The organism is Agilicoccus flavus (genome assembly GCF_014857905.1).
In the GTDB taxonomy this organism is placed as follows: domain Bacteria; phylum Actinomycetota; class Actinomycetes; order Actinomycetales; family Dermatophilaceae; genus Agilicoccus; species Agilicoccus flavus.
In genome coordinates, this window is the sequence record NZ_JACYXE010000002.1 from 84,503 (window position 1) to 106,678 (window position 22,176).

16 protein-coding genes and 1 tRNA gene are annotated in these 22,176 nt (G+C 74.3%); 9 read left to right on the forward strand and 8 right to left on the reverse strand.

What is annotated here, in order from left to right; translation table 11 throughout:
- The first annotated feature begins 52 nt into the window (after nt 1-52).
- Both ICW24_RS03945 and ICW24_RS03950 read left to right on the forward strand, forming a co-directional pair.
- Entirely contained in the window at nt 53-1,297 is a 1,245-nt protein-coding gene (locus tag ICW24_RS03945; RefSeq protein ID WP_226344414.1) for a DegT/DnrJ/EryC1/StrS family aminotransferase, read from the forward strand.
- A complete protein-coding gene (locus tag ICW24_RS03950) occupies nt 1,294-1,956 on the forward strand; it encodes a sugar transferase (RefSeq protein ID WP_226344415.1) in 663 nt (220 codons plus the stop codon). Before ICW24_RS03945 ends, ICW24_RS03950 begins: the two co-directional genes overlap by 4 nt.
- Here ICW24_RS03950 and ICW24_RS03955 read toward each other — a convergent pair.
- The 7 genes from ICW24_RS03955 to ICW24_RS03985 all read right to left on the reverse strand — a co-directional run bounded on the left by ICW24_RS03955 (nt 1,879) and on the right by ICW24_RS03985 (nt 11,999).
- On the reverse strand, nt 1,879-3,768 hold the full coding sequence (locus ICW24_RS03955; protein ID WP_226344416.1) for a nucleoside-diphosphate sugar epimerase/dehydratase: 1,890 nt from the start codon (nt 3,766-3,768) through the stop codon (nt 1,879-1,881). The genes ICW24_RS03950 and ICW24_RS03955 overlap by 78 nt on opposite strands.
- Before the next feature lie 87 nt (nt 3,769-3,855).
- The gene (locus tag ICW24_RS03960; RefSeq protein ID WP_226344417.1) at nt 3,856-4,599 is read right to left on the reverse strand and encodes a hypothetical protein; all 744 of its coding nucleotides are present in this window, start codon (nt 4,597-4,599) and stop codon (nt 3,856-3,858) included.
- A gap of 66 nt (nt 4,600-4,665) precedes the next feature.
- Nucleotides 4,666-5,937, reverse strand: coding sequence for a PadR family transcriptional regulator (locus tag ICW24_RS03965; RefSeq protein WP_226344418.1), 1,272 nt, complete (start codon nt 5,935-5,937; stop codon nt 4,666-4,668).
- On the reverse strand, nt 5,937-6,851 hold the full coding sequence (locus tag ICW24_RS03970; protein ID WP_226344419.1) for a DUF4097 family beta strand repeat-containing protein: 915 nt from the start codon (nt 6,849-6,851) through the stop codon (nt 5,937-5,939). The genes ICW24_RS03965 and ICW24_RS03970 overlap by 1 nt, the downstream gene beginning before the upstream one ends.
- Nucleotides 6,852-7,007: 156 nt before the next feature.
- Nucleotides 7,008-7,715: a GDSL-type esterase/lipase family protein gene (locus ICW24_RS03975; protein ID WP_226344420.1), complete on the reverse strand. Its 708-nt coding sequence runs from the start codon at nt 7,713-7,715 to the stop codon at nt 7,008-7,010.
- Nucleotides 7,716-7,721: 6 nt separating this feature from the next.
- Nucleotides 7,722-7,898: a DUF6104 family protein gene (locus ICW24_RS03980; RefSeq protein WP_226344421.1), complete on the reverse strand. Its 177-nt coding sequence runs from the start codon at nt 7,896-7,898 to the stop codon at nt 7,722-7,724.
- Between the two features lie 138 nt (nt 7,899-8,036).
- A complete protein-coding gene (locus tag ICW24_RS03985) occupies nt 8,037-11,999 on the reverse strand; it encodes a multifunctional oxoglutarate decarboxylase/oxoglutarate dehydrogenase thiamine pyrophosphate-binding subunit/dihydrolipoyllysine-residue succinyltransferase subunit (RefSeq protein WP_226344422.1) in 3,963 nt (1,320 codons plus the stop codon).
- A gap of 341 nt (nt 12,000-12,340) precedes the next feature.
- Here ICW24_RS03985 and ICW24_RS03990 point away from each other — a divergent pair, with 341 nt between their 5' ends.
- Nucleotides 12,341-13,765, forward strand: coding sequence for a hemolysin family protein (locus ICW24_RS03990; protein ID WP_226344423.1), 1,425 nt, complete (start codon nt 12,341-12,343; stop codon nt 13,763-13,765).
- Entirely contained in the window at nt 13,762-14,886 is a 1,125-nt protein-coding gene (locus ICW24_RS03995) for a hemolysin family protein (protein ID WP_226344424.1), read from the forward strand. Before ICW24_RS03990 ends, ICW24_RS03995 begins: the two co-directional genes overlap by 4 nt.
- 32 nt (nt 14,887-14,918) lie before the next feature.
- Here the strand turns inward: ICW24_RS03995 and ICW24_RS04000 are convergent.
- Nucleotides 14,919-14,993: transfer RNA gene (locus ICW24_RS04000), tRNA-Arg, on the reverse strand.
- A 251-nt stretch (nt 14,994-15,244) separates the two neighbouring features.
- Between ICW24_RS04000 and ICW24_RS04005 the strand changes: the two genes are divergently transcribed.
- The 5 genes from ICW24_RS04005 (at nt 15,245) to ICW24_RS04025 (ending at nt 21,714) form a co-directional block, all read left to right on the forward strand.
- Nucleotides 15,245-16,528, forward strand: coding sequence for a DALR anticodon-binding domain-containing protein (locus ICW24_RS04005; RefSeq protein WP_226344425.1), 1,284 nt, complete (start codon nt 15,245-15,247; stop codon nt 16,526-16,528).
- Nucleotides 16,529-16,649: 121 nt separating this feature from the next.
- Nucleotides 16,650-18,071: a diaminopimelate decarboxylase gene (gene lysA / locus ICW24_RS04010; protein WP_226344426.1), complete on the forward strand. Its 1,422-nt coding sequence runs from the start codon at nt 16,650-16,652 to the stop codon at nt 18,069-18,071.
- Between the two features lie 117 nt (nt 18,072-18,188).
- Complete coding sequence (locus ICW24_RS04015) at nt 18,189-19,553, forward strand: homoserine dehydrogenase (protein WP_226344427.1); 1,365 nt, start codon at nt 18,189-18,191, stop codon at nt 19,551-19,553.
- Nucleotides 19,554-19,555: 2 nt separating this feature from the next.
- Nucleotides 19,556-20,662 carry a threonine synthase gene (thrC, locus tag ICW24_RS04020; protein WP_226344428.1) on the forward strand — a complete coding sequence of 369 codons (1,107 nt, stop codon included), beginning with the start codon at nt 19,556-19,558 and terminating at the stop codon, nt 20,660-20,662.
- 2 nt (nt 20,663-20,664) lie between these two features.
- Nucleotides 20,665-21,714 (forward strand): homoserine kinase, encoded by a 1,050-nt coding sequence (locus ICW24_RS04025; RefSeq protein WP_226344429.1) that lies wholly within the window; start codon nt 20,665-20,667, stop codon nt 21,712-21,714.
- Nucleotides 21,715-22,176: the final 462 nt, after the last annotated feature.

The following is a 22,176-nucleotide window of genomic DNA, read 5'->3' on the forward strand; positions in this document are numbered from 1 at the left end:
CGGCCGCTCCACCTGCCCGACCCGCGCCGTGTCCACGGATATCGTAGCGAGGGTGACCGTTTCGGATCCCCGGCCCGAGTTCGTGCCCTTCGCGCCCCCGGACATCGGTGAGGCCGAGATCGAGGCGGCCGTGGAGGCGATGAGGTCGGGGTGGTTGACGACCGGGCCGCGGGCGGCGAGCTTCGAGCGGGAGTTCGCGGCGGTGCTCGGGACCGACCTGCGCGACGAACCCGATCCGACGGTCCTCGACTCCGCCGCCGAGGGACCGGGCGGCCGGGTTCACGCGGTGGCGCTCAACTCGGCCACGGCCGGACTGCACCTGGCTCTCGAGGCCGTCGGCGTGGGCCCCGGCGACGAGGTGATCGTGCCCACGTGGACCTTCACGGCCACCGCCGAGGTCGTGCGCTACCTCGGGGCACGTCCGGTGATCGTCGACGTCGACCGCGTCACCCTCAACCTCGACCTCGACGCGGCGCGAGCCGCGGTGACGAGCGCGACGAGGGCCGTCATCCCCGTGCACTTCGCCGGGCTGCCGGTGGATCGCGGCGCTCTGGCGGCGTTCGCTCGCGAGGCCGGTGTCGCCGTGGTCGAGGACGCCGCCCACGCCTTCCCCGCCATGTCGTCGGGGCAACCGGTCGGCGTCGGCGAGAGCGAGGCCGTGGTCTTCAGCTTCTACGCCACGAAGACCATGACGACCGGCGAGGGGGGCATGGCCGTCACCGCTCACGAGGATCTCGCCGCGCGCATGCGGACGATGCGTCTGCACGGCATCAGCAAGGACGTCTTCGCCCGATACGCGGGCGGCTACGATGCCGGCGGCCCGCGGGTGCCCCGGTGGGCGTACGAGGTGATCGCCCCCGGATTCAAGTACAACCTCACCGACCCGGCCGCCGCGATGGGGCGGGTGCAGCTGCGCCGGGCCGTGGCGATGCGTCGGTCCCGGGAGGCGATCGCGGCGCGATACGACGAGGCCTTCTCCGACCTGCCCCTCGACCTGCCGCCCCGGGGAGGACCGGGCGACGTGCACGCGCGGCACCTGTACGTCGTGCGCCTCCGAGACGACGCGCCGATGGGGCGGGACGCGTTCGTCGATGCCCTCACCGAGCTCGGGATCGGCACCAGCCTGCACTTCATCCCGCTGCACCGGCACCCGTACTGGGCGGACGGTTTCGCCCGCGGACCGTACCCGGTGGCCGACGACGCCTTCGGCCGGGTGGTGAGCCTGCCCATCCCTTCGGGCCTGCGACCGGATCACCTCGACCGCGTGGTCGATGCCGTCCGCCAGGTCCTGTCGTGACCTCCCTCGCGGGACGCGACGAGGTGACGGCCGCCGCCGTGGACGTCGGGCGGGTCACCGACGTCGTGCTCGCCTCCGCCGGGCTCGTCGTCGGCGCGCCGTTGCTCGGGGCGATCGCCGCAGCCGTGCGCCTCGACTCGGGCGCACCGGTGCTGTTCCGACAGGAGCGAGTCGGACGGGGCGGGCGGACCTTCGAGATCCTCAAGTTCCGTTCCATGCGCTCGGCGCCGCCGGGCGGGCCGCTCGTCAGCGCCACCGGCGACGCGCGGGTCACCTGCGTGGGGGCCGTACTGCGGTCGACCAAACTGGACGAGCTGCCGCAGCTCGTCAACGTGGTCCGCGGCGACATGAGCCTGGTCGGGCCTCGGCCGGAGGTGCCGCGGTACGTGGCCCTATGGCCGCAGCAGGACCGGGACGTCATCCTGTCCGTGCGCCCCGGAATCACCGATCCCGCGAGCATCGCCGGCCTCGACGAGGGCGACGAACTGGCCGGTCAGGCCGACCCGGAGCGGTACTACGTCGACGTGATCCTGCCGCGCAAGGCGGCCTTGTACGTCGAATACGTGCGCGGCCGCACGTGGTCATCGGACGTGCGGATCCTCGGCCGGACCGTCCTGGCCGTCGCCGCCCGCCGGACGCCGTGGCGGAGACGCCGGTGACGCCGATCGCGTGATCGCCCGCGTGGCCAGCGAGCGCAGCGCCGCGCGGACGTCTCCGTCGCGCCGCGACGTCAGGCCCGCGAGTTCCGCAGGGTCCAGTGGATCCGGGGTCACGCAGTCGACGAGCGGGTGGGCCGTCGCGCGACGCGCCTCGTGAACTCCGAACAGGTCCTCGGTCAGCTTCTCCCCGGGCCGCAGACCCGTGAAGACGATCTGCACGTCGCTGCGACCGGACAGGCGGATGAGGGTCCGGGCGACGTCGGCGATGCGCACCTGTTCACCCATCTCGAGCACCATGACCTCGCCGTCACCCCCCATCGCCGACGCCTGGAGGACGAGTTGGCAGGCCTCCGGGATGAGCATGAAGTAGCGCTCGACGTCGGGGTGGGTGACGGTGACGGGGCCGCCGCGGTCGATCTGGGCCGTGAAGGCGTGCAGGACCGAACCGCGGGACCCGAGCACGTTGCCGAACCGCACGCTCACGTAGCGCCCGAGCTGGGTGCGTGCGTAGTGCGCGGTGAGGAGCTCGCCGATCCGTTTGCTCTGCCCGAGCACCGATGTCGGGTCCGCGGCCTTGTCCGTCGAGATGTTGACGACGGTCCCCACCCCGTGTTCGGCGCACACCTCGAGCACGTTCGCCGTCCCCAGCACGTTCGTCTGCCACGCTTCGAACGGATACGACTCCAACAACGGCAGGTGCTTGAGCGCCGCCGCATGGAAGACCACGTCGGGGGCGACGGCGGCGATCACCTCCCCCAGGCGCTCGCGGTCGCGAATGTCGGCGAGGACGATGTCGTCGGAGTCGAGAAGGCCGTGCCCCGAGAGCGACATCTGGGTGGCCTGCAGCCCGGACTCGTCCCGGTCCAGGAGGACGAGCCGGCCGGGCGCCAGTCGATCGATCTGGCGGCACAGCTCGGAGCCGATCGAACCACCGGCGCCGGTCACGAGCACACGTCGTCCTGCGATGTGCTCGGCCAGGAGTCCGGTGTCGAGGTGGACCGGGGTCCGTCCGAGGATGTCGGTGAGGTCGACGTCGCGCAGGTCTCGCGCCGACGGCGCGCCGCCGACGAGTTCGCTGACGCGGGGGGCGACCTTGAGGTCGAGGCCGAGACCCGCTGCGAGATCGGACACCTCGCGCAGCACGGCAGGGTCGGCGGACGGAGCGGCGAGGACGAGCATGTCGGCCTCCGTCCGGGCGACGACGCCCGCGACGTCGGACCGTACGCCCAGCACGCGGACCCCCTCGACCCGGAAGCGCGCCTTGCCCGGGTCGTCGTCCAGGAGGCCGACGGGAAGCACATCCCCCTCGGTGTCGGCCAGGAGACCCCGCACCAACCGACAGCCCGTGTCGCCGGCGCCGAACACAAGCACGCGGCGTCCGGGCCGCCGCAGGGCGCGCCGAGCGGCCCGAGAGCGCACGACCAGGCGGGTGGCGAGCATGGTCAGCAGCGCCAGGGCGCCGGCGGTGATCGCGGTCGAGCGCGGAACCGGCGGTGGGTACACGAGCAGCGGGACGACGAGCAGCGGCACGGCCGTGATCGCGACCGTCCGGGCGAGGTCGGCGATCTCCTCCGCGGATCCACGGCGGTGCCGCGTCACGTACGGGCCGATGACCGAGCCGACGAGGACGTGGACGGCCCCGGCGCCGATGGCCGCCGCGAACGTACTGCTCGTCAGCAGGAGGCCGAGTCGAAAGTCATATCGCAGCCAGACCGAGGCGTACACCGCCACGACCCAGACGCCGGCGTCGATGATCGGCCAGAGGTGCGTCCGCAACGATGTCCGCAGCCGCTGGGCACGCTCCGCCGCCACCGTGCCACCTCCCGCCGTGATCCGCCCCCCGGCGCACGACCCACCCGAGCGCCGTGGCCAGTCTACGTGGGAGGGGCGGGCGGGTCGTCAGCCGCGCACGGGCGTGGAGATGCTGCCCCACACCGAGGGCGTGCCGCCGACGTAGGTGCGCCAGTACGCGCGGGCGGGGGAGGAAGCGCGGAACGTGGCGCGACCCCGCGCGTCGGTGACGGCGGTGCCGGCGTTGGTCCAGGTGCACCCCGACGCGCAGGAGCTGCGCTGGAGGACGACGCGGGCCTTGGCGCGCGGGGCGAAGGCGCCGGCGCGCACCGAGTAGGACGAGGTCGTGGCGGCCACGGTGACCGTGCGCCCGGAGCGGACGGCCTTGACGGCGGTGCGCGACCGCGCGCCCACGGCGATCGTCGGCCGGTTCTGCGCGAGCTGGGTGTAGCTCGCGTCGTTGGCGGTGACGGGCCGCAGGCGGTAGACGCCGAGGGTCCGCGCCGCGGTCACGGTGAAGGCGCGGCCCGAGGACGGCGGGAAGCTCAGGCGCTGGACGGTGACGCCGCGCGGGTCGACGACGTCCCACCGCGCGTACGCGCCGGCGGGGCAGTCGGACGAGAGCGTGATCGGCACCTGCGTCGCGCGGGCGGCGACGGCGACCCGCGCCGGCGCCGTCACCGAGCACGTGCCGTAGGTGGGCCGCGGCGGCGGGGCCGGGGTCGACGGCGACGGGCTGGGGAAGATCGGGTCGGTGTTCTCCGCGGCGCCCGCGGCCCCCGGGGTGCCGGCCAGCAGGGCGCCGCCGACGGCGCAGATCGTCAGCAGGCGCAGACGTGACGGACGGTTCATCTCGGGGCTCCTGTCGACGCCCGCGGGTCGCGCGGGAGAGGGGGGTCGGGCGGGAAGGGCCCCACTCTAACCCCGCGTGTGACCCGGCCCACCCGCGTCGAGGACGTCGCGGATGCGCGTGGCGGCGTCCCGCATGATCACCCGGATCTCGGCCCATTGCTCGGCGCTCGGAATCCGTCCGGCACCGAACGGATTCCACTCGTCCTCGCCTCCGGCGCCGGCCCCGGGCACCGCCCGAGGTGACGATCCGGTCTCGGCCCCCGGGGCCGTCTCGCCGGTCGGACGCGGGCCGGCCGCCGCCGGATCGTCACCTCGGGGATCCGCGGCAGGAGGGGCGGGGTCCCGGGGCACGTCGGGGCGGTCGACCGCGCCCGACCACGACGACCGGCCGCCGATGAGCTCGCCCGCGGCCTGCGCGTAGCTGAACCAGCGGGCCAGGTCCGACCAGTCGGTTCCCGACCGGAACGGGTCGTCGGGGCCCGTCCTCGCCCCCGCCGGGGGGCCGTCCTCGGCGCCGTCGTCCGACCCGCTGCGCTCCGACCCGGCCCGTTCCGATCCGGCCCGTTCCGACCCCGCCGGTCGCGGACCGGCCCCGTCGGCCCGCGCCGGTCCCGCCGCGGCGTCCTCGCTCGGCCGGGATCCGGGCTGCTCCGGCCGGGGCTCGGAGCGGTCGTGCTCCGGCCCGACGTCCGTCGGCGGACGCGAGGCGCGCTCGGCGCCGGGTCGTTCGCCCGCCCGCGGGGCGAAGGGGCCGATGAGCGAGAGGGGGTCGAACTCGCGTCGGAAGCGGTCGAAGGGGGAGTCGGGCGCGCTCTCGTCGCCACGTTCCGGTCCGTCCGCGGGGCGCGGGCCCGCCGCCGGGCCGCGGGTCGCCGGGCCGCCCTCCGGAGTCGTGCCCGACGCGTGGTCCGCGCCCAGGCCGGACCACCACCCCACGAGGGCAGCGGCGTCGCGGGCGAACCGGGTGGCGGCGTCGACCTCCTCCCGCAGGTGGGCCGCGCCGCTCGTCACCCGGTCGCGCATCTCCTGCGCGAGCCGCCGGTGGGCGGCGTCGATGTCGGCCTCGAGCCGGGCCACGTCGTCGGCGCGCTGGGCGAGCTCGGCCCGCCCGGCGTCGGTGAGCTCGAAGGGGGAGCGCCGCCCCTGCGCGTGCCGGCGGACCAGCCCCTCCTCCTCGAGCTTGCCCAGGCGCGGATACACCGTGCCCGCGCTCGGGGAGTACAGCCCGGCGAAGCGGTCGTGCAGTTTGCGCATGATGTCGTAGCCGCTCGCCGGCCCGTCGGCGAGCGCGACGAGCAGGTAGAGGCGGAGCTGGCCGTGCCCGAACACCGGCCCCATCAGGTGCCCCTCACGTCGTCCTGCACGTCGTCCTGCACGTCCCCGGCGCCGGGGCCACCGCCGGGACCGGGGTCGATGAGGGGGCCGTGGGCGCCGTCGGCGCGCCGGAGCACGACGTTGCCCGACACGCTGCGCAGCTTGGCCGCGACGCCGCGGTCACCGGAGCTGCGGTGTCCGCCCTTCTGCGACCCGCTCCCGCTGAGGGTCTGCTCGTCGACGACGACGTGCCCCGACGTGGAGGCGGCGTGCACGTCGTACCCCGCGTCGCGGGGGAGGACGACGGTGACGTCCGCCGACACCGTGTTCGCGGTGATCAGGCACGACGCCGCCTCCGCGCGCAGCGTGACGGTGCCGTCGACGGTCGCGACCTTGCTCGAGCGCATGGGCCCGGCGAGGGTGCTCGCCCCGGACACGGTCTTCACGAGGACGTCGCCCGAGAGCGCGTCGCCCTCGACGGCGGCCGTCACGGTCTTCACGTCGACCCGTCCGGCGAGGTCGGCCACCCGGACCCCGCCCGAGGCGGTGTTCACCCCGACGTCGCCGGACAGGCCGGAGATCCGCACGGGGGCGTTCATCGTCGTGATCGACACCCCGGTCTCGGCGGGCACCGTCAGCGTGAGGCAGACCCGCCGCTTGGGCCCGGTGAGCAGCCCCTTGATCGTGTCGAGCAGCGGTGCGTCGGGTTCGCGGACCTGCTCGAAGCTCAGGCGGTCCCCGTCGAGCGAGGCCCGGAGCGGCGCGCCCGTGGCCTCGGCGACGTCGTAGGCGACGACCCCGCGCGAGCCCCCCGCCACGACCTCGACCTCGCCCCCGACGACGGTGACCCGCACCGAGCGGACGGGGGCCTGCTCCGAGCCGACCTGCTCGCGCCGGGGACCCGCGACCTCCCAGCGTCGATCCACTTCGTGACCCATGACGACCCCACCCTCGCAACGCGTCGTATTCGCGTATGACGCGTTCAGCCTAGGAACGCCGCGCACCGTCCGCAACCCGGGCGCCGACGCGCGACGGCGGACGCGACGCGCCCCCGGTCGCGGGACCGGGGGCGCGTGGGGCAGACGAGACGGGGCTCAGATGGCGATCTGCAGCCAGCTCTCCCAGCCGCCGTGCAGCACGAGCCAGGCGAGCAGGCCGTAGCCGGCCTGGCCGGGGTGGCGCGAGTCGCGCGAGGCCGACAGCTCGCTGAGCCACTGGTCGTGCTCGCTGAGCGGGTAGAAGCAGTCGACGAACGGGATCGAGCGGCGGGAGCAGACGTCGGCCTGCGCCTCGACGACGACCTCGAGCCGCTCGTTGACGTCGGCGTCGAGCGTGGGCGGGGGGCCGACCACGAACGGGGAGATGCCCCGCGCCGTCGCGTCGTCGAGCACGTTCGCGAGGTTGAGGCGGGACCGGGCGGTCGTCAGCCCCTGGGCGACGTCGGCCTGGCCCACGCCGAGGACGAGGCGCCGCTCGCGCCGGTCCTGCCAGCGGGGGAGGGCCTCGGTGCGCCACCGGCCGAGGACGTCGGCCGAGCTGTCGCCGCGGATGCCGAGGTTGTAGGCCGTGAGGTCGAGGTCGGGATGGTGCGTGCGCCCGACGACGCGCGACACCCAGCCGTGGCCCTTCGGGTCGCCGTACCCCGCGACGAACGAGTCGCCGATGAACACGATGCCCACGTCGCGCGGCCCGTCGTGCACGAACGAGTCCGCGCTGCGGGTGAAGTGCGTCGGGATGTCGTTGTCCTCGGGGTCGGCGTAGCCGCCGTCGGGGCCGTAGCCGTCACCGTAGTCGTTGCTCACGCCAGTTCAGTCCTCGTCGTCGTCGCGTCGTGCCAACCAGGTCGCGAAGCGTTCCATGGGGGTCTCGAACTCCGGGTTGACGTCCACGAAGGTCCGCAACGCCTCGGCCAGCCACGCGAGCGTCACCTCGTCGTCCCCCCGCCGGCTCTCGAGCTCCTCGATTCCGCGATCGGTGAAGTACACGGAGTTCATTCTGCCTCACCGGCACCGGAGCCTTCGTCAGGCGGCGCCGGACCGGCAGTGCGCGCCCGGCGGGCCGCACGCGCCGATCCCCGGCCCGGCGGCGAGGGGCGCCGCGGACCGGGGATCGGGGACGTCGGCTCAGCGGTCGAACGCGGCCGCGACGAGCGCCTGCTGCTGGGCCGCGTGCAACTTGCTCGACCCGGTCGACGGAGCCGCGGAGTCGGGCCGGCCGATGACCCGCAGGCGACGCTCCTCGCCCACGTCGGGGAGGTCCTCCGGCAGGTTCGTGTACACGTACGGCCACGAGCCCTGGTTCGTCGGCTCGTCCTGCACCCACACGAGCTCGGCGTTCGGGTACTGGGCGACGGTCTCGGCGAACTCCTCGAGCGGGAACGGGTAGTACTGCTCGATCCGCACGATGGCGGTCCGGTCGTCCTCTCGCTTGATGCGCTCGGCCTCGAGGTCGTAGACGATCCGGCCCGACGCGATGAGCACGCGGTCCACGGCGCTCTTGTCGAGGTCGGCGTGGTCGGGCAGGACCGGGCGGAACGACCCCGACGTGAAGTCCTCGGCCGGGCTCGTCGCCGCCTTGAGCCGCAGGAGCTGCTTCGGGGTGAAGACGATGAGCGGCTTGCGGGGCCGCGCGTACGCCTGCCGCCGGAGCAGGTGGAAGTAGCTCGCGGGCGTGCTCGGCTGCGCGACGATCATGTTGTCCTGCGCGCACAGCTGCAGGAACCGCTCGATGCGCGCCGAGCTGTGGTCGGGGCCCTGGCCCTCGTACCCGTGCGGGAGGAGGAGGACGACCGAGCTGCGCTGGCCCCACTTCTGCTCCGAGCTGCTGATGAACTCGTCGATGATCGTCTGCGCGCCGTTGGCGAAGTCGCCGAACTGGGCCTCCCACAGCACGAGGGCGTCGGGGCGCTCCACGGAGTACCCGTACTCGAAGCCCATGGCCGCGTACTCGCTCAGCAGCGAGTCGTAGATCCAGAACCGCGCCTGCTCGTGCCCGAGGTAGAGCAGCGGCGTCCACTCCTCGGCGGTGACCCGGTCGATGAGGACCGCGTGCCGCTGGGTGAACGTGCCGCGTCGGCTGTCCTGACCCGACAGGCGGATCGGGGTGCCCTCGGCGAGCAGACTGCCGAACGCGATGAGCTCGCCCATCGCCCAGTCGATCCCGCCCTCGCGGGTCATCGCCGTGCGCTTCTCGAGCATCTTCTTCAGCTTGGCGTGCACCTCGAAACCCTCGGGGTAGGAGGTCCACAGGTCGCCGACGCGCTCGAGCAGCTCGCCCGAGATGGCGCTGTCGTGGCGCGCGGCCGGCGAGCGGTCGTCGGCCTCCTGCGCCGCCGGGCGCTCCAGCCCCGAACCGGAGGAGGAGTCCTTCGACTTCAGGGCCTCCTTCGTCTCGACGAACACCTGCTCGAGGCGGCTCTGGTAGTCGCGCATCGCGGCGTCGGCGTCCTCGGTCGTGATGTCGCCACGACCGATGAGGGCCTCGGTGTACAGCTTGCGGACCGAGCGCTTCGCCTCGATGAGGTGGTACATGAGCGGCTGCGTCATCGAGGGGTCGTCGCCCTCGTTGTGCCCGCGGCGGCGGTAGCACACCATGTCGATGACGACGTCCTTGGCGAACTTCTGCCGGAACTCGTACGAGAGCTGCGCGACCCGGACGACGGCCTCGGGGTCGTCGCCGTTGACGTGGAAGATCGGCGCCTGCACCGTGCGGGCGAGGTCCGAGGAGTAGATCGAGCTGCGCGAGCTGCTCGGCGCCGTGGTGAACCCGACCTGGTTGTTGACGATGATGTGGATCGTCCCGCCGGTGCGGTAGCCGCGCAGCTGCGAGAGCTGCAGCGTCTCGAGCACGACGCCCTGGCCGGCGAACGCGGCGTCGCCGTGCATGAGCACCGGGAGCACCGTGAAGGCCTCGCCGCGGCGGTCGAGCCGGTCCTGCTTGGCCCGGACGATGCCCTCGAGGACGGGGTTGACGGCCTCGAGGTGGCTCGGGTTCGCCGCGAGGTAGACCTTCGTCTTCTCGCCGCTCTCGCCGGTGAACTCGCCCTCGGTGCCGAGGTGGTACTTGACGTCGCCGGAGCCCTGGACCGTGCGGGGGTCCTGGCTGCCCTCGAACTCGCGGAAGATCTGCCCATAGCTCTTGCCGGCGATGTTCGCGAGCACGTTGAGGCGCCCGCGGTGCGGCATGCCGATGCAGACCTCGTCGAGGCCCTCCTGGGCGGACGAGAGCAGGATCCGGTCGAGCATGGCGATGACGGACTCGCCGCCCTCGAGGCTGAACCGCTTCTGGCCCACGAACTTCGTCTGCAGGAACGTCTCGAACGCCTCGGCGGCGTTGAGCCGACGCAGGATCCGCATCTGCTCGTCGCGCGGGACCTTGTCGCCCGTGACCTCGACGCGGTCCTGGATCCAGTCCCGCTGCTCGGGGTCCTGGATGTGCATGTACTCGACGCCGGTCGTGCGGCAGTAGGCCGCCTGGAGCAGTCCGAGGATCTCGCGCAGCGTCGCCATCGGCTTGCCGCCGAAGCCGCCCGTGGCGAACTCCCGGTCGAGGTCCCAGATCGTCAGACCGTGCGTGGACAGCTGCAGGTCGGGGTGGCGACGCTGGCGGTACTCGAGCGGGTCGGTGTCGGCGAGCAGGTGGCCGCGCACGCGGTAGGCGTGGATGAGCTGCTGCACGCGGACCGTCTTGTTGAGGTCGTCGTCGTGCGACGCCGAGACGTCGGTGCTCCAGCGCACCGGCTCGTACGGGATGCGCAGGCTCTCGTAGATCTCGTCGTAGAAGTCGTTCTCGCCGAGGAGGAGCTGGTGGACGACGCGGAGGAACTCGCCCGAGCCGGCGCCCTGGATGATGCGGTGGTCGTAGGTCGACGTGAGCGTCATGATCTTGCTGATCGCCGATCGGGCCAGCGTCTCGGGGCTCGCGCCCTGCCACTCGGCGGGGTACTCCATGGCGCCGACCCCGACGATCGTGCCCTGCCCCTTCATGAGGCGCGGCACCGAGTGCACGGTGCCGATCGTGCCCGGGTTGGTCAGCGAGATCGTGGTGCCGGCGAAGTCGTCGACGCCGAGCTTGTTGTTGCGCGCCTTGCGGACGATCTCCTCGTAGGCGTTCCAGAAGCCGAAGAAGTCGAGCTGCTCGGCGGCCTTGATCGAGGGGACGACCAGCGAGCGCGTCCCGTCGGGGCGCGGGAGGTCGATCGCGAGGCCGAAGTTGACGTGCGCGGGCGTGATGAGGGCGGGCTTGCCGTCCTTCTCGCCGAACGCGTTGTTCATGTCGGGCATGACCCCGAGGGCCTTGACGACCGCGTACCCGATGATGTGCGTGAAGCTCACCTTGCCGCCGCGGTTGCGGCGCAGGTGCTCGTTGATGGCGATGCGGTTGTCGATGAGCGCCTTGGCGGGCACCGCGCGCACCGACGTCGCGGTGGGGATGCTCAGGCTGGCGTCCATGTTCGACACGAGGCGGGCGGCCGGGCCCTTGAGGGGCTTGACCTGGTCCTCGTTCGTTCCCGTGCTCGCCTTGGCGGCCGGGGTGTCGCGCGGCTTGGGCATCTGGCGGGACTTGGGCTCCTCGCCGGCGACCTCCGGTGCGGGGCCGGCGGGGCTCGTCTCGAGCCCGGCGCCGCTCGCGGCCCGCGACTCGGCACCGGTGTGCCGCGCCGCCCGCTGATCTGCGGACGGCTTGGCCGGGGTGACGTCGCGGGTGGGGGTGCGCGCGCCCGCGTCATCGGCGGCGTCCTTGGCCCCGCCCGAGCCGGGGGCGTCGGAGGTGCCCTTCGTGCCGTTACGGGCGGCGGCTCGCACGCCGCCGGCGTCGCCCGGACCGGCCTGCGCGGGTGCGCCCTCCGGGGCCGCGGCGGCGGCCTTGGCGTCCGAGTCGTCCGAGCCCCCGGAGGCGCCCTTCGGCGTGGCGGCGGTCGATGCCGCCCCGTCACCCTGACCGGGGGTGTAGGTCTCGAAGAAGTCCCACCACCCCTCGTCGACGGACGACTTGTCCTCGCGGTACTGCTGGTACAGCTCGTCGACGAGCCATTGGTTCGGGCCGAAGGCCGTCAGCGGGTCTGCCTTCGATGACTGGTCGGGCACGGGACTCACGCCTCTTTCGTTTCGTCTGCGGTGACGGCTTCGGTGCGTCGACACCGGTCGAGCGACGCCTCCCCCGAGACGTGCGAGCGCGCAGGATGCGCCCGATGACGGTGGACGCCGGGACCGGTCGATCCGCGAAGCCTTCGTGCTCATCACCCGTGACGCGCCGACGCGCGCGTCGCCGGACGCCGCGGTGGACGGACAGGTTCAACACTACAGGCCGGGGCCCTGCGTGCAGCCTGGGGCGGTCGAGGTCGCCGCGTCGGATCGCCGGTCGCGCGCGGCGCGCACCGCGAGGCGTGACCGCGGGCCCGGTGACGGTCCCTACGATGGTCGGCACTATGACCGAATGGCTGCTCGCCGGTCTCGGCGCCCTCCTCACCCTGGGCACGGCGCTCTTCGTCGCCGCCGAGTTCTCCCTCGTCGCCCTCGACCGCAGCAGCGTGGCCCGGACCGTCGAGGACGGCGACACCGCCGCGGCCCCCGTGCTCGCCTCGCTGAAGCGGCTGTCCACCCAGCTCTCGGCCGCCCAGCTCGGGATCACGCTGACGACGCTGCTGCTCGGCTGGCTCGCGACCCCGTCGATCGGCGCCCTGCTCGAGACACCGCTGCGGGCGATCGGGGTGGGGGAGTCCGCCCTCGAGCCGGTCGGCTCCACGGTCGCGCTCGTGCTGGCGACCGTGTTCTCCATGGTGTTCGGCGAGCTCGTGCCGCAGTTCCTCGGCATCTCGGCGCCCCTGCCGACCGCCAAGGTCGTCGCGCGGCCGGTCCAGGTCTTCGGCGTCGTGCTGAAGCCCCTCATCCTCGCGCTCAACGGCTCGGCCAACGCCGTCCTCGACTCCTTCGGCGTGACCCCGCAGGAGGAACTGTCGGCGGCCCGGACCCCGCAGGAGCTCGCCTCCGTCGTCCGCCGCTCGGCCCAGGTCGGCACCCTCGACGAGGACGTCGCCCGCCGGGTCGCCCGGTCCCTCGACTTCGGCGGGCGGACCGCGCAGGACGTCATGACGCCCCGGGGCCGGTGCGAGTTCATGGAGCGCACCGCCTCCGCGCAGGACGTGCTCGACGCGGCCCGCCGCACGGGGCACTCGCGGTTCCCGGTCGTCCGCGACGACTGGGACGACGTCGACGGCCTCGTCCACGTGAAGAAGGCGATCGCCGTGCCGCACGAGCGGCGCGCCGAGGTGCCGGTGTCGGCGCTCATGTCGCCGGCGACGTTCGTGCCCGAGTCGATCGGCCTCGACCCGCTGCTCGTCGCGCTGCGCCGCGGCCACCAACTCGCCGTCGTTCTCGACGAGTACGGCGGCACGGCGGGGGTCGTCACTCTCGAGGACGTCATCGAGGAGCTCGTGGGGGAGGTGGCCGACGAGCACGACCGGCGCGGCTCCGAGGCCCGGGCCCTGCCGGGCGGGGGCTGGTCGGTGCCCGGCCTGTGGCGCCCGGACGAGGTCCGCGACCGCATCGGCGTCGTCGTGCCCGAGGGGCCCGACTACGAGACCGTGGGGGGCCTGCTCATGGCCGCGCTCGGACGCGTCCCGCTCGTCGGCGACCGCGTCGAGCTGCCCGGGTGGCGCATCCGCGTCGACGTCATGGACGTCCGCCGCGTCGAGCGCGTCCGGTTCGTGCCGCTCGAGGCGTCCGAGGCCACGCCCCCGGACGAGGCGGCGCGCCCGACCGGGGCCGCCGTCCCGCCGGGGCGGGTCGTGCTCCTCGAGACCGCGGTGGGCCCCGACCGCCGGGTCGACGAGCGGGCCGGGGAGGCGTCGTGAGCCCCGGACCCGCCCTCGCCTTCTCGCTGCTGCTCCTGCTCGGCAACGCGTTCTTCGTCGGCGCCGAATTCGCCGTCATGGCCGCTCGCCGCAGCCAGCTCGAGCCGCTCGCCGACGCCGGGAGCCGCCGGGCGCAGATGTGCCTGCAGGCCCTGGAGCAGGTCGCGTCGCTGCTCGCCTGCGCCCAGCTCGGCATCACCGTCTGCTCGGTGCTCCTCGGCGCCCTCGCCGAGGACGCCCTGCACCACCTGCTCGCGCCCCTGCTCGCCGCGATCGGGCTGCCCGACGCCCTCGGACACGCGGTCGCGCTCGCGATCGCCCTGCTCGTCGTCGCCTACCTGCACGTCGTCCTCGGCGAGATGGTGCCGAAGAACCTCGCCATCGCCGGGCCCGAGCGGTCGGCGCTCCTGCTCGGTCCGCCACTGCTGCTCGTCACGCGCGCCCTGCGCCCGCTCATCCGGGTCATGGAGTGGGTGGCGAAGAGCATCGTCCGGGCGATGGGCGTCGAGCCCAAGGACGAGATCGCGTCGGCCTTCACCGCGGAAGAGGTACGCGAGATCGTCTCGGAGTCGGCGCGCGAGGGGCTGCTCGAAGAGGAGGCGCGCGGCCTCACGACGCGGGTCCTCGAGTTCAGCGACCGCGTCGCCGACGACGTCGCCGTCGGGGTGGACGACCTCGTCGTCCTCGACGTCGGGTTCACGCCCGCGGACGTCGAGCGGCTCGTCGCCCGGCACGGCTTCTCGCGGTTCCCGGTCCGCGCCGCCTCGGGCGAGCTCGAGGGGTACCTGCACCTCAAGGACGTGCTCTACGCCGACGACGTCGAGCACGAGGAACCCGTGCCCCGCAAGCGCATCCGGCGCCTCGCGACGGTCGCCCGCTCCGACGAGGTCGAGGACGTCCTCGCCACCATGCAGCGCTCGGGCGCCCACCTCGCGCGGGTCGTCGAGCGGACGGGCAAGGTCATCGGCGTGGTCTTCCTCGAGGACGTGCTCGAGGAGCTCGTCGGCGAGGTCACCGACGCCGCCCAGCGCGCCGGCGCCACCGCGGCGCGCCGGCGCGAGGGGCAGACGTTCGGCGAAGGTGGGGCGACCCACGACAACGGCGGGCCTACGAAAACGTAGACCCGCCGTCCGCCATGTCGTGAGACATCACCTGGTGCCCCCGGCAGGATTCGAACCTGCGCTCCCGCCTCCGGAGGGCGGTGCTCTATCCCCTGAGCTACGGGGGCGGTACCGAAAGAGGTTATCAGCCTCCCGCGGGTGCTCCGAACGGCCCGACCCGGCTCGTTCCCCCGGCCGCGACCGGGGTGGTCGCGAGGTCGCCACGGGGTCGCCGCGAGGCCGCCACGGGGCTCGTCGCGGGGTCGTGGCCACGTCGTGGCGGGGCTCGCCGCCGGGTCCTCGCCGGGCCGGGGAGCGGGCCGTCCGCCCCTCGGATCCGCCGCGGGGCGGCGCGCGGGCGTTCGTAGAATCGGGCCGCGTGACCCCCGAGGACCTCTCCGTCGCCGTCCGCGACGCCCTGATCGACGCGATCGCGGCGGGCGAGGTGTCGTCGGCCGTCGAGCCGCCCCGCGCGGTCGGCCTCGAACGGCCGCGGGCGGGGGAGCGGGGCGACTGGAGCACCAACGTCGCGCTGCGGCTGGCCCGGGAGGCCGGGCTGCCTCCGTTCGAGCTCGCCGGGATCCTCGCTCGCAGCCTCGGCGCCCACCCCGGCGTGCGCGGGGTGGGGGTCGCCGGCCCCGGGTTCCTCAACGTCACCCTCGCGAGCGGGTCCGCCGGGCTCGCCACCGACGTCCTCGCCGCCGACGGTGCCCGCGTCGGCCGCGCCCGGGTCGTCGCCGGACGCCGGATCGAGATCGCCACCTGCGTGAGCGGCGCCCGCGTCCTCGCCCCGGCCGGCGGCCTCGACGCCGGCCCGGACGCCTCGACGCCCATGCCGATGCCGACGCGCATGCCCACGCCGACGGCCGGGGCGCCGGAGTCGGCCGATCCCGCCGCGGCCGCGCGGCTGCGGCGCTCGGCGTACGTCGCCGACGCCCTCGAGCGGATGCTCGTCGCCGGCGGCGCCCAGGTCACGCGCACGACGACGACCCGCCCCGGCCGCGCGCCCGGCCAGCTGCTCGTCACCGACGGCGGGGTCGTCGACACCATCGCCGTCGGCCCCCTTCTCCTCGACGACGAGCTGTCCGGCGCGGGCGCCCCCGTCGAGGTCGACGACCCCGGCAACCGCGACCGCGCCGGCGACCGCGTCGGCGACGGCCCCCTCCCGGCCCCGGAGGGGGAGGACGCCCTGCGCCTGTGGGTCCTGCGGGCCGCGCCCACGGCGCCCGTCGAGGTCGGCGCGGCCCAGGTGCGCCGGCGCGGCGCCGGGAACCCGGCCTACGTGCTCGGCCACGCCCACGCCCGCCTCGCCACCCTCCTCGAGCGCCTGCCGGTCCAGGCACGGACCGGCGCTGCCTCGGCGCCGCCCGACCCCGCGCTGCTCGTCCACGCCACCGAGACACGCCTCCTGGGCGGCCTGCACGACGTCGACCGCGTCCTCGCGCTCGCGATCCGGCGCCGCGACCCGAGCCGCCTCGTCCGCCACCTCGAGACCCTCGCCGAGCAGATCGACGCGTGGCTCGCGGCCTGTCCGCCCCGGCCGCCGGGCGATCGCGCCTGGCGGGAGGTGCACCGGAGCAGGCTCGCGCTCGCCGCCGCCGCCCGGGGCGAGCTCGCCCGCGGCCTCGACCTGCTCGGCGCGCAGGCCCCGCGCCGGCTCTGACGACCCCGGGGCCCGCCCCCGGCACCTGCGTCCGCCGACCGCGACGACCACCAGCGACGACCAACCAGCGACGACCACAGCAGCGACCACCCAGCCCCACCCCGAGACGAAGGACCACGACATGCGCGCACACGAGGCCGGCGCCCTCCACGCCGAGGGGTACGGCGGGCCGCCGCAGTGGCTGCCGGCGCCCGACGACGTCAACGACCTGCTCGAGCCGCTGTGGCCGCGGACGGTGCGCCGCGACGAGCGGGGGCGCCTCGAGGTCGGCGGGATCGACGCCGTCACGCTGGCCGCGCAGGTCGGCACCCCCGCGTACGTGCTCGACGAGGACGACTTCCGCACCCGGGCGCGGGCGTTCCGCGACGGCGTGGCGGAGGCGTTCGCCCGGTTCGGCGGCGCCGACGTGTACTACGCCGGCAAGGCGTTCCTGTGCACATCGGTGGCGCGTTGGATCGCCGAGGACGGGCTCGGCCTCGACGTGTGCTCCGGCGGCGAGCTCGCCGTCGCGCAGCGGGCGGGCGTCCCCGGGGCGAGGATCGAGATGCACGGCAACAACAAGTCCCGGGGCGAGATCGAGGCGGCGCTGCGCCACGGCGTGGGCAGGATCGTCGCCGACAGCTTCGACGAGCTCGACCGCATCGCGTCGGTCGCGGCCGAGCTGGACGTCGTCGCGCCGGTCATGCTGCGGGTCACCGTGGGCGTCGAGGCGCACACCCACGAGTACATCGCGACGGCGCACGAGGACCAGAAGTTCGGCTTCAGCCTCGCCGGCGGCCACGCCGACAAGGCCGCCGAGCGGGTCCTCGCGGAGCCGACGATGACCCTGCTCGGCTTCCACAGCCACATCGGCAGCCAGATCTTCGAGACCGCCGGGTTCGAGGTCGCCGCCCGCCGGGTGCTCGGGCTGCACGCCCGCGTCGCCCGCGACCACGGGCACGTCTGCCCGGAGCTCGACCTCGGCGGCGGCTTCGGCATCGCCTACACCTCCGAGCACCACCCCCTCACGCCCGCCCAGATCGGCGCGCAGATGGCCGACATCGTCGAGCGCGAGGCGCGGGCCGAGGGCGTCGAGGTCCCCCGCGTCTCGCTCGAGCCGGGCCGGGCCATCGCCGGGCCGAGCACGTTCACCCTCTACGAGGTCGGCACCGTCAAGGAGGTCGAGCTCGACGGCGGCCTCCGCCGGGCCTACGTCTCGGTCGACGGCGGGATGAGCGACAACGTCCGCACCGCGCTGTACGAGGCCGACTACTCGTGCACCCTCGCCAACCGCGCGAGCGACGCCCCGCCGATGCTCTCCCGCGTCGTCGGCAAGCACTGCGAGAGCGGCGACGTCGTCGTCATGGACGAGTACCTGCCCGCCGACGTCCGCCCCGGCGACCTCATCGCCGTCCCGGGCACGGGCGCCTACTGCCGCGCGCTGAGCAGCCAGTACAACCACGTGCCGCGTCCGCCGGTCGTCGCCGCGGCGGACGGCCGGGTCCGCACGCTCGTGCGCCGCGAGACGGTGGCCGACCTGCTCGCCCTCGACGTCGACGAGTGAGCCGGCCCCGGGCGACACGCGGGGTCCGTGATCTGGACCGGGTCCCGTCCGGATGCTGACCGCCGGGCAGGATGGGTGGGTCCGATCGAACGACGAACACGAGTGAGGGACAGGCGCATGAGCGCGAAGGTCGAGGGTGAGCCGCTACGCGTCGCCATCCTGGGATGCGGCGTCGTCGGGTCGTCCGTGGCCCGGATGCTCACCGAGAACGCCGACGATCTCGCCGCCCGCGTGGGGCGGCGACTACAGATCGTCGGGATCGCCGTGCGGCGGCTCGGCCGGGACCGCTCCGCGGCCGGGGTGCCCGAGCACCTGTTCACGACCGACGCCGAGGAGCTCGTGACCCGGGCCGACATCGTCGTCGAGGTCGTCGGCGGCATCGAGCCCGCGCGGACCCTCATCCTGCGCGCCTTCGAGCACGGGGCGAGCGTCGTCACGGCGAACAAGGCCCTGCTCGCCGAGGACGGGCCCACCCTGTACGCGGCGGCCGACGCGGCCGGCGTCGACCTCTACTACGAGGCGTCGGTGGCCGGGGCCATCCCGCTGCTGCGCCCGCTGCGGGAATCGCTCGCGGGCGACGACGTGACCCGGGTGCTCGGCATCGTCAACGGCACGACGAACTACGTGCTCGACAAGATGGACTCGACGGGTGCCGGGTTCGCCGACGCCGTCGCCCAGGCGCAGGCCCTCGGGTACGCCGAGGCCGACCCGACCGCCGACGTCGAGGGCTTCGACGCCGCCGCGAAGGCCGCGATCCTCGCGTCGCTCGCGTTCCACACCCGCATCGGCGCCGCCGACGTCTACCGCGAGGGCATCACCGAGGTGAGCGCCGCCGACGTGGCCGCCGCCGCCGAGATGGACTGCGTCGTCAAGCTGCTCGCCATCTGCGAGGTCGTCGACGGGGCCGGCGGGTCGGAGGGGGGCGCTCCCGGCGTGTCCGCGCGCGTCTACCCCGCGATGATCCCCCGCAGCCACCCGCTCGCCGGCGTGCGCGAGGCCTTCAACGCCGTCTTCGTCGAGGCGCGCGCCGCGGGCGCGCTCATGTTCTACGGGCCGGGCGCGGGCGGTGACCCGACGGCGTCCGCGGTCCTCGGCGACGTCGTCGCCACGGCCCGGCACCGCGTCGGCGGCGGCCTCGGCCCCCGTGAGTCGGCCTACGCCGACCTGCGCCCGCTCGACATGGGCGCGGCGACCACGCGCTACTACGTTCGGCTCCACGTCGCCGACCGCCCGGGCGTCCTCGCCCAGGTGGCCGCGGAGTTCGCCCGGCACGACGTGTCGATCCAGCAGGTGCGCCAGGACGTCGCCGTCACCGCGGGCCTCGCGGCCGGCGACGCCGACTCCGACGGCGAGGACGGCGCCGAGCTCGTCATCGTCACGCACGCCGCGCCCGACGCGGCCCTGTCGGCGACCGTCGACGCCCTCGCCGAGCTCGACATCGTGCTCGGCGTCACCTCCGTCATGCGTGTGGAAGGGGACTGACCATGGCCCACCAGTGGCGCGGCGTCATCACCGAGTACGCCGACCGGCTGCCGATGCTCGCGGGGGCGCCGGTCGTGACCCTGCGGGAGGGGGGCACGCCGCTGCTGCCCGCCGAGAAGATCTCCCGGCGCGTCGGCGCGCGGGTGCACGTGAAGTTCGAGGGCCTCAACCCGACCGGGTCGTTCAAGGACCGCGGCATGACGACGGCGATGTCGATGGCCGCGAAGGCCGGCGCGCAGGCGGTCATCTGCGCCTCCACGGGCAATACGAGCGCGTCCGCCGCCGCGTACGCGACGAAGGCGGGCATGACGTGTGCCGTGCTCGTGCCCGACGGCAAGATCGCCATGGGCAAGCTGTCGCAGGCCATCGCCCACGGCGCGACCCTCCTGCAGGTCGACGGCAACTTCGACGACTGCCTCACCGTCGCGCGCAAGCTCGCCGAGCACTACCCGGTGGAGCTGGTCAACTCCGTCAACCCGGCCCGCATCGAGGGGCAGAAGACGGCGTCGTTCGAGGTGGTGGACGCCCTCGGCGACGCGCCCGACATCCACGTGCTGCCCGTCGGCAACGCCGGCAACATCACCGCCTACTGGCGCGGCTACCGCGAATACCGCGACGGCACGCCCGGCGCGACGGGTGACGCCGCGACGTCGGGCCCCGCGACAGCGACTCCGGCGATGTGGGGCTTCCAGGCCGCCGGCGCCGCCCCGCTCGTGCTCGGCCACCCCGTCGACGAGCCCGACACCATCGCCACGGCGATCCGCATCGGCAACCCGGCCTCGTGGGAGCAGGCGATCGCCGCCCGCGACGAGTCGGGCGGCCTCATCGACTCCGTGACCGACGCCGAGATCCTCGACGCCCACCGGTTCCTCTCGAGCGAGGAGGGCATCTTCGTCGAGCCCGCGTCGGCCGCGAGCATCGCGGGGCTGTTCAAGGCCCACGCCGCGGGTCTCGTGCCCGCCGACGCGACGATCGTGGCCACGGTGACCGGCCACGGCCTCAAGGACCCCTCCTGGGCCCTCAAGGCGGCGGACGGCTCCGAGGTCGTGCCCACCCGGGTCGGCGTCGACGCGGTGAGCATCGCGACCGCGCTCGGCCTCCAGGACTGAGGGTGGCCGTCCTCCCGCCGGTGGCGCCGGGCGCCGCCGCGTCGGTCACCGTCCCCGCGAGCAGTGCGAACCTCGGCCCCGGCTTCGACTCCGTCGGTCTCGCGCTCGGGGTCTGGGACACGTACGCCGCCCGGGCGCTCGACGCCCCCGGCGTGCGCATCGAGGTCCGCGGCGACGCGCAGGGGGTCCCGCTCGACGAGCGTCATCTCGTCAACGCGACGATGCGCCGCGCCTGGGCGGAGTGGGGCGTGACCCCGCCCGCCGGGCTCGAGCTCACCTGCGACAACGCGATCCGACAGGGCCGGGGGATGGGGTCCTCGGCCGCGGCCATCGTCGGCGGCGTCGCCCTCGCGATGGCGCTGTGCCTGGCCCCCGACGCCTCGGAGGCCGGGGCCGACCGGGTCGACGTCCCGGCCGACCCACGGGGCGGGGTCGACGGCCACGGTAGGGCCGGTCGTGGCGAGGCAACGGGCCGCATCCCGCTCGACCTCGACGTCGTCAACGACCTCGCCGGGCGGCTGGAGGGGCACCCCGACAACGCGTCGGCGAGCGTCTACGGCGGGGCGACCCTGTCGTGGACCGACGACGACGTGGCGCCCGGGTCGGTCGGCGCCGTCCGCACGGCCCGGCTCATGCTGCACCCGGACATCACGCCGGTCGTCGTCGTCCCGGAGGTGCAGCTGCCGACCGCGACCGCCCGCGCGGTCCTGCCGGGGCACGTGCCGCACGTCGAGGCCGCCCTCAACTCCGCGCGCGCCGGCCTGCTCGTCCTCGCCCTGACGAGCCGCCCCGACCTGCTGCGGCCCGCGATGCGCGAGTGGCTGCACCAGGAGCAGCGGCGCTCCTCCCTCGGCGGCGCGATGGAGGTCGTCGACGCCCTGCGCGCCGCCGGCCACGCCGCCGCCATCTCCGGGGCCGGCCCCAGCGTGCTCGTCCTCACGGTCGCCGGCGAGGCCGCCGGGCGGCCGGTCGAGGACCTCGTGCCGGCGGGATGGCGGCCGCTGCGTCCCGGGGTTCCTCCGGAGGGCGTGCGGGCGAGCGTGTTACATTGAAGACGCTTTGCCTGGAGATCCAGGCGTAGGGGTGGTGCTCGACGATCTCGTCGCACGCGGTCCGGAACGACTCGGTCCTCAGGCTCGGTCCTGGTGGTTCGGGTCAGGTGAATCCGCGCTCGACGGGTGAGCGGGACAGGGCCCCTCGCCGGTGATCACGCCTCCCGGATCGCTCCCTCGTCGTCGATGTGAATCGGCCGACCGAAGGCGTGTCCGGAGGTGACGGCGAGTCGGCGCACCTCTGCGGCGCCGGCGTGCGGGGCGCATCGAGCCCCGTCACCGCGTCCGAACCCCAACGGAGTCCCCGGATCATCGGACACCTCCCGCGGCTCGGCGCTCGTTCCGGGTTCGAAGTACCCCCGTCCGTGACCCGAGTCGGTCCCGGCCATCACCGGCCGCGTCCGTCCCGACCGGTCGCGGGCGCGCAGATGCAGCACGACGACAGGCCCGTCCGGCCGGCGC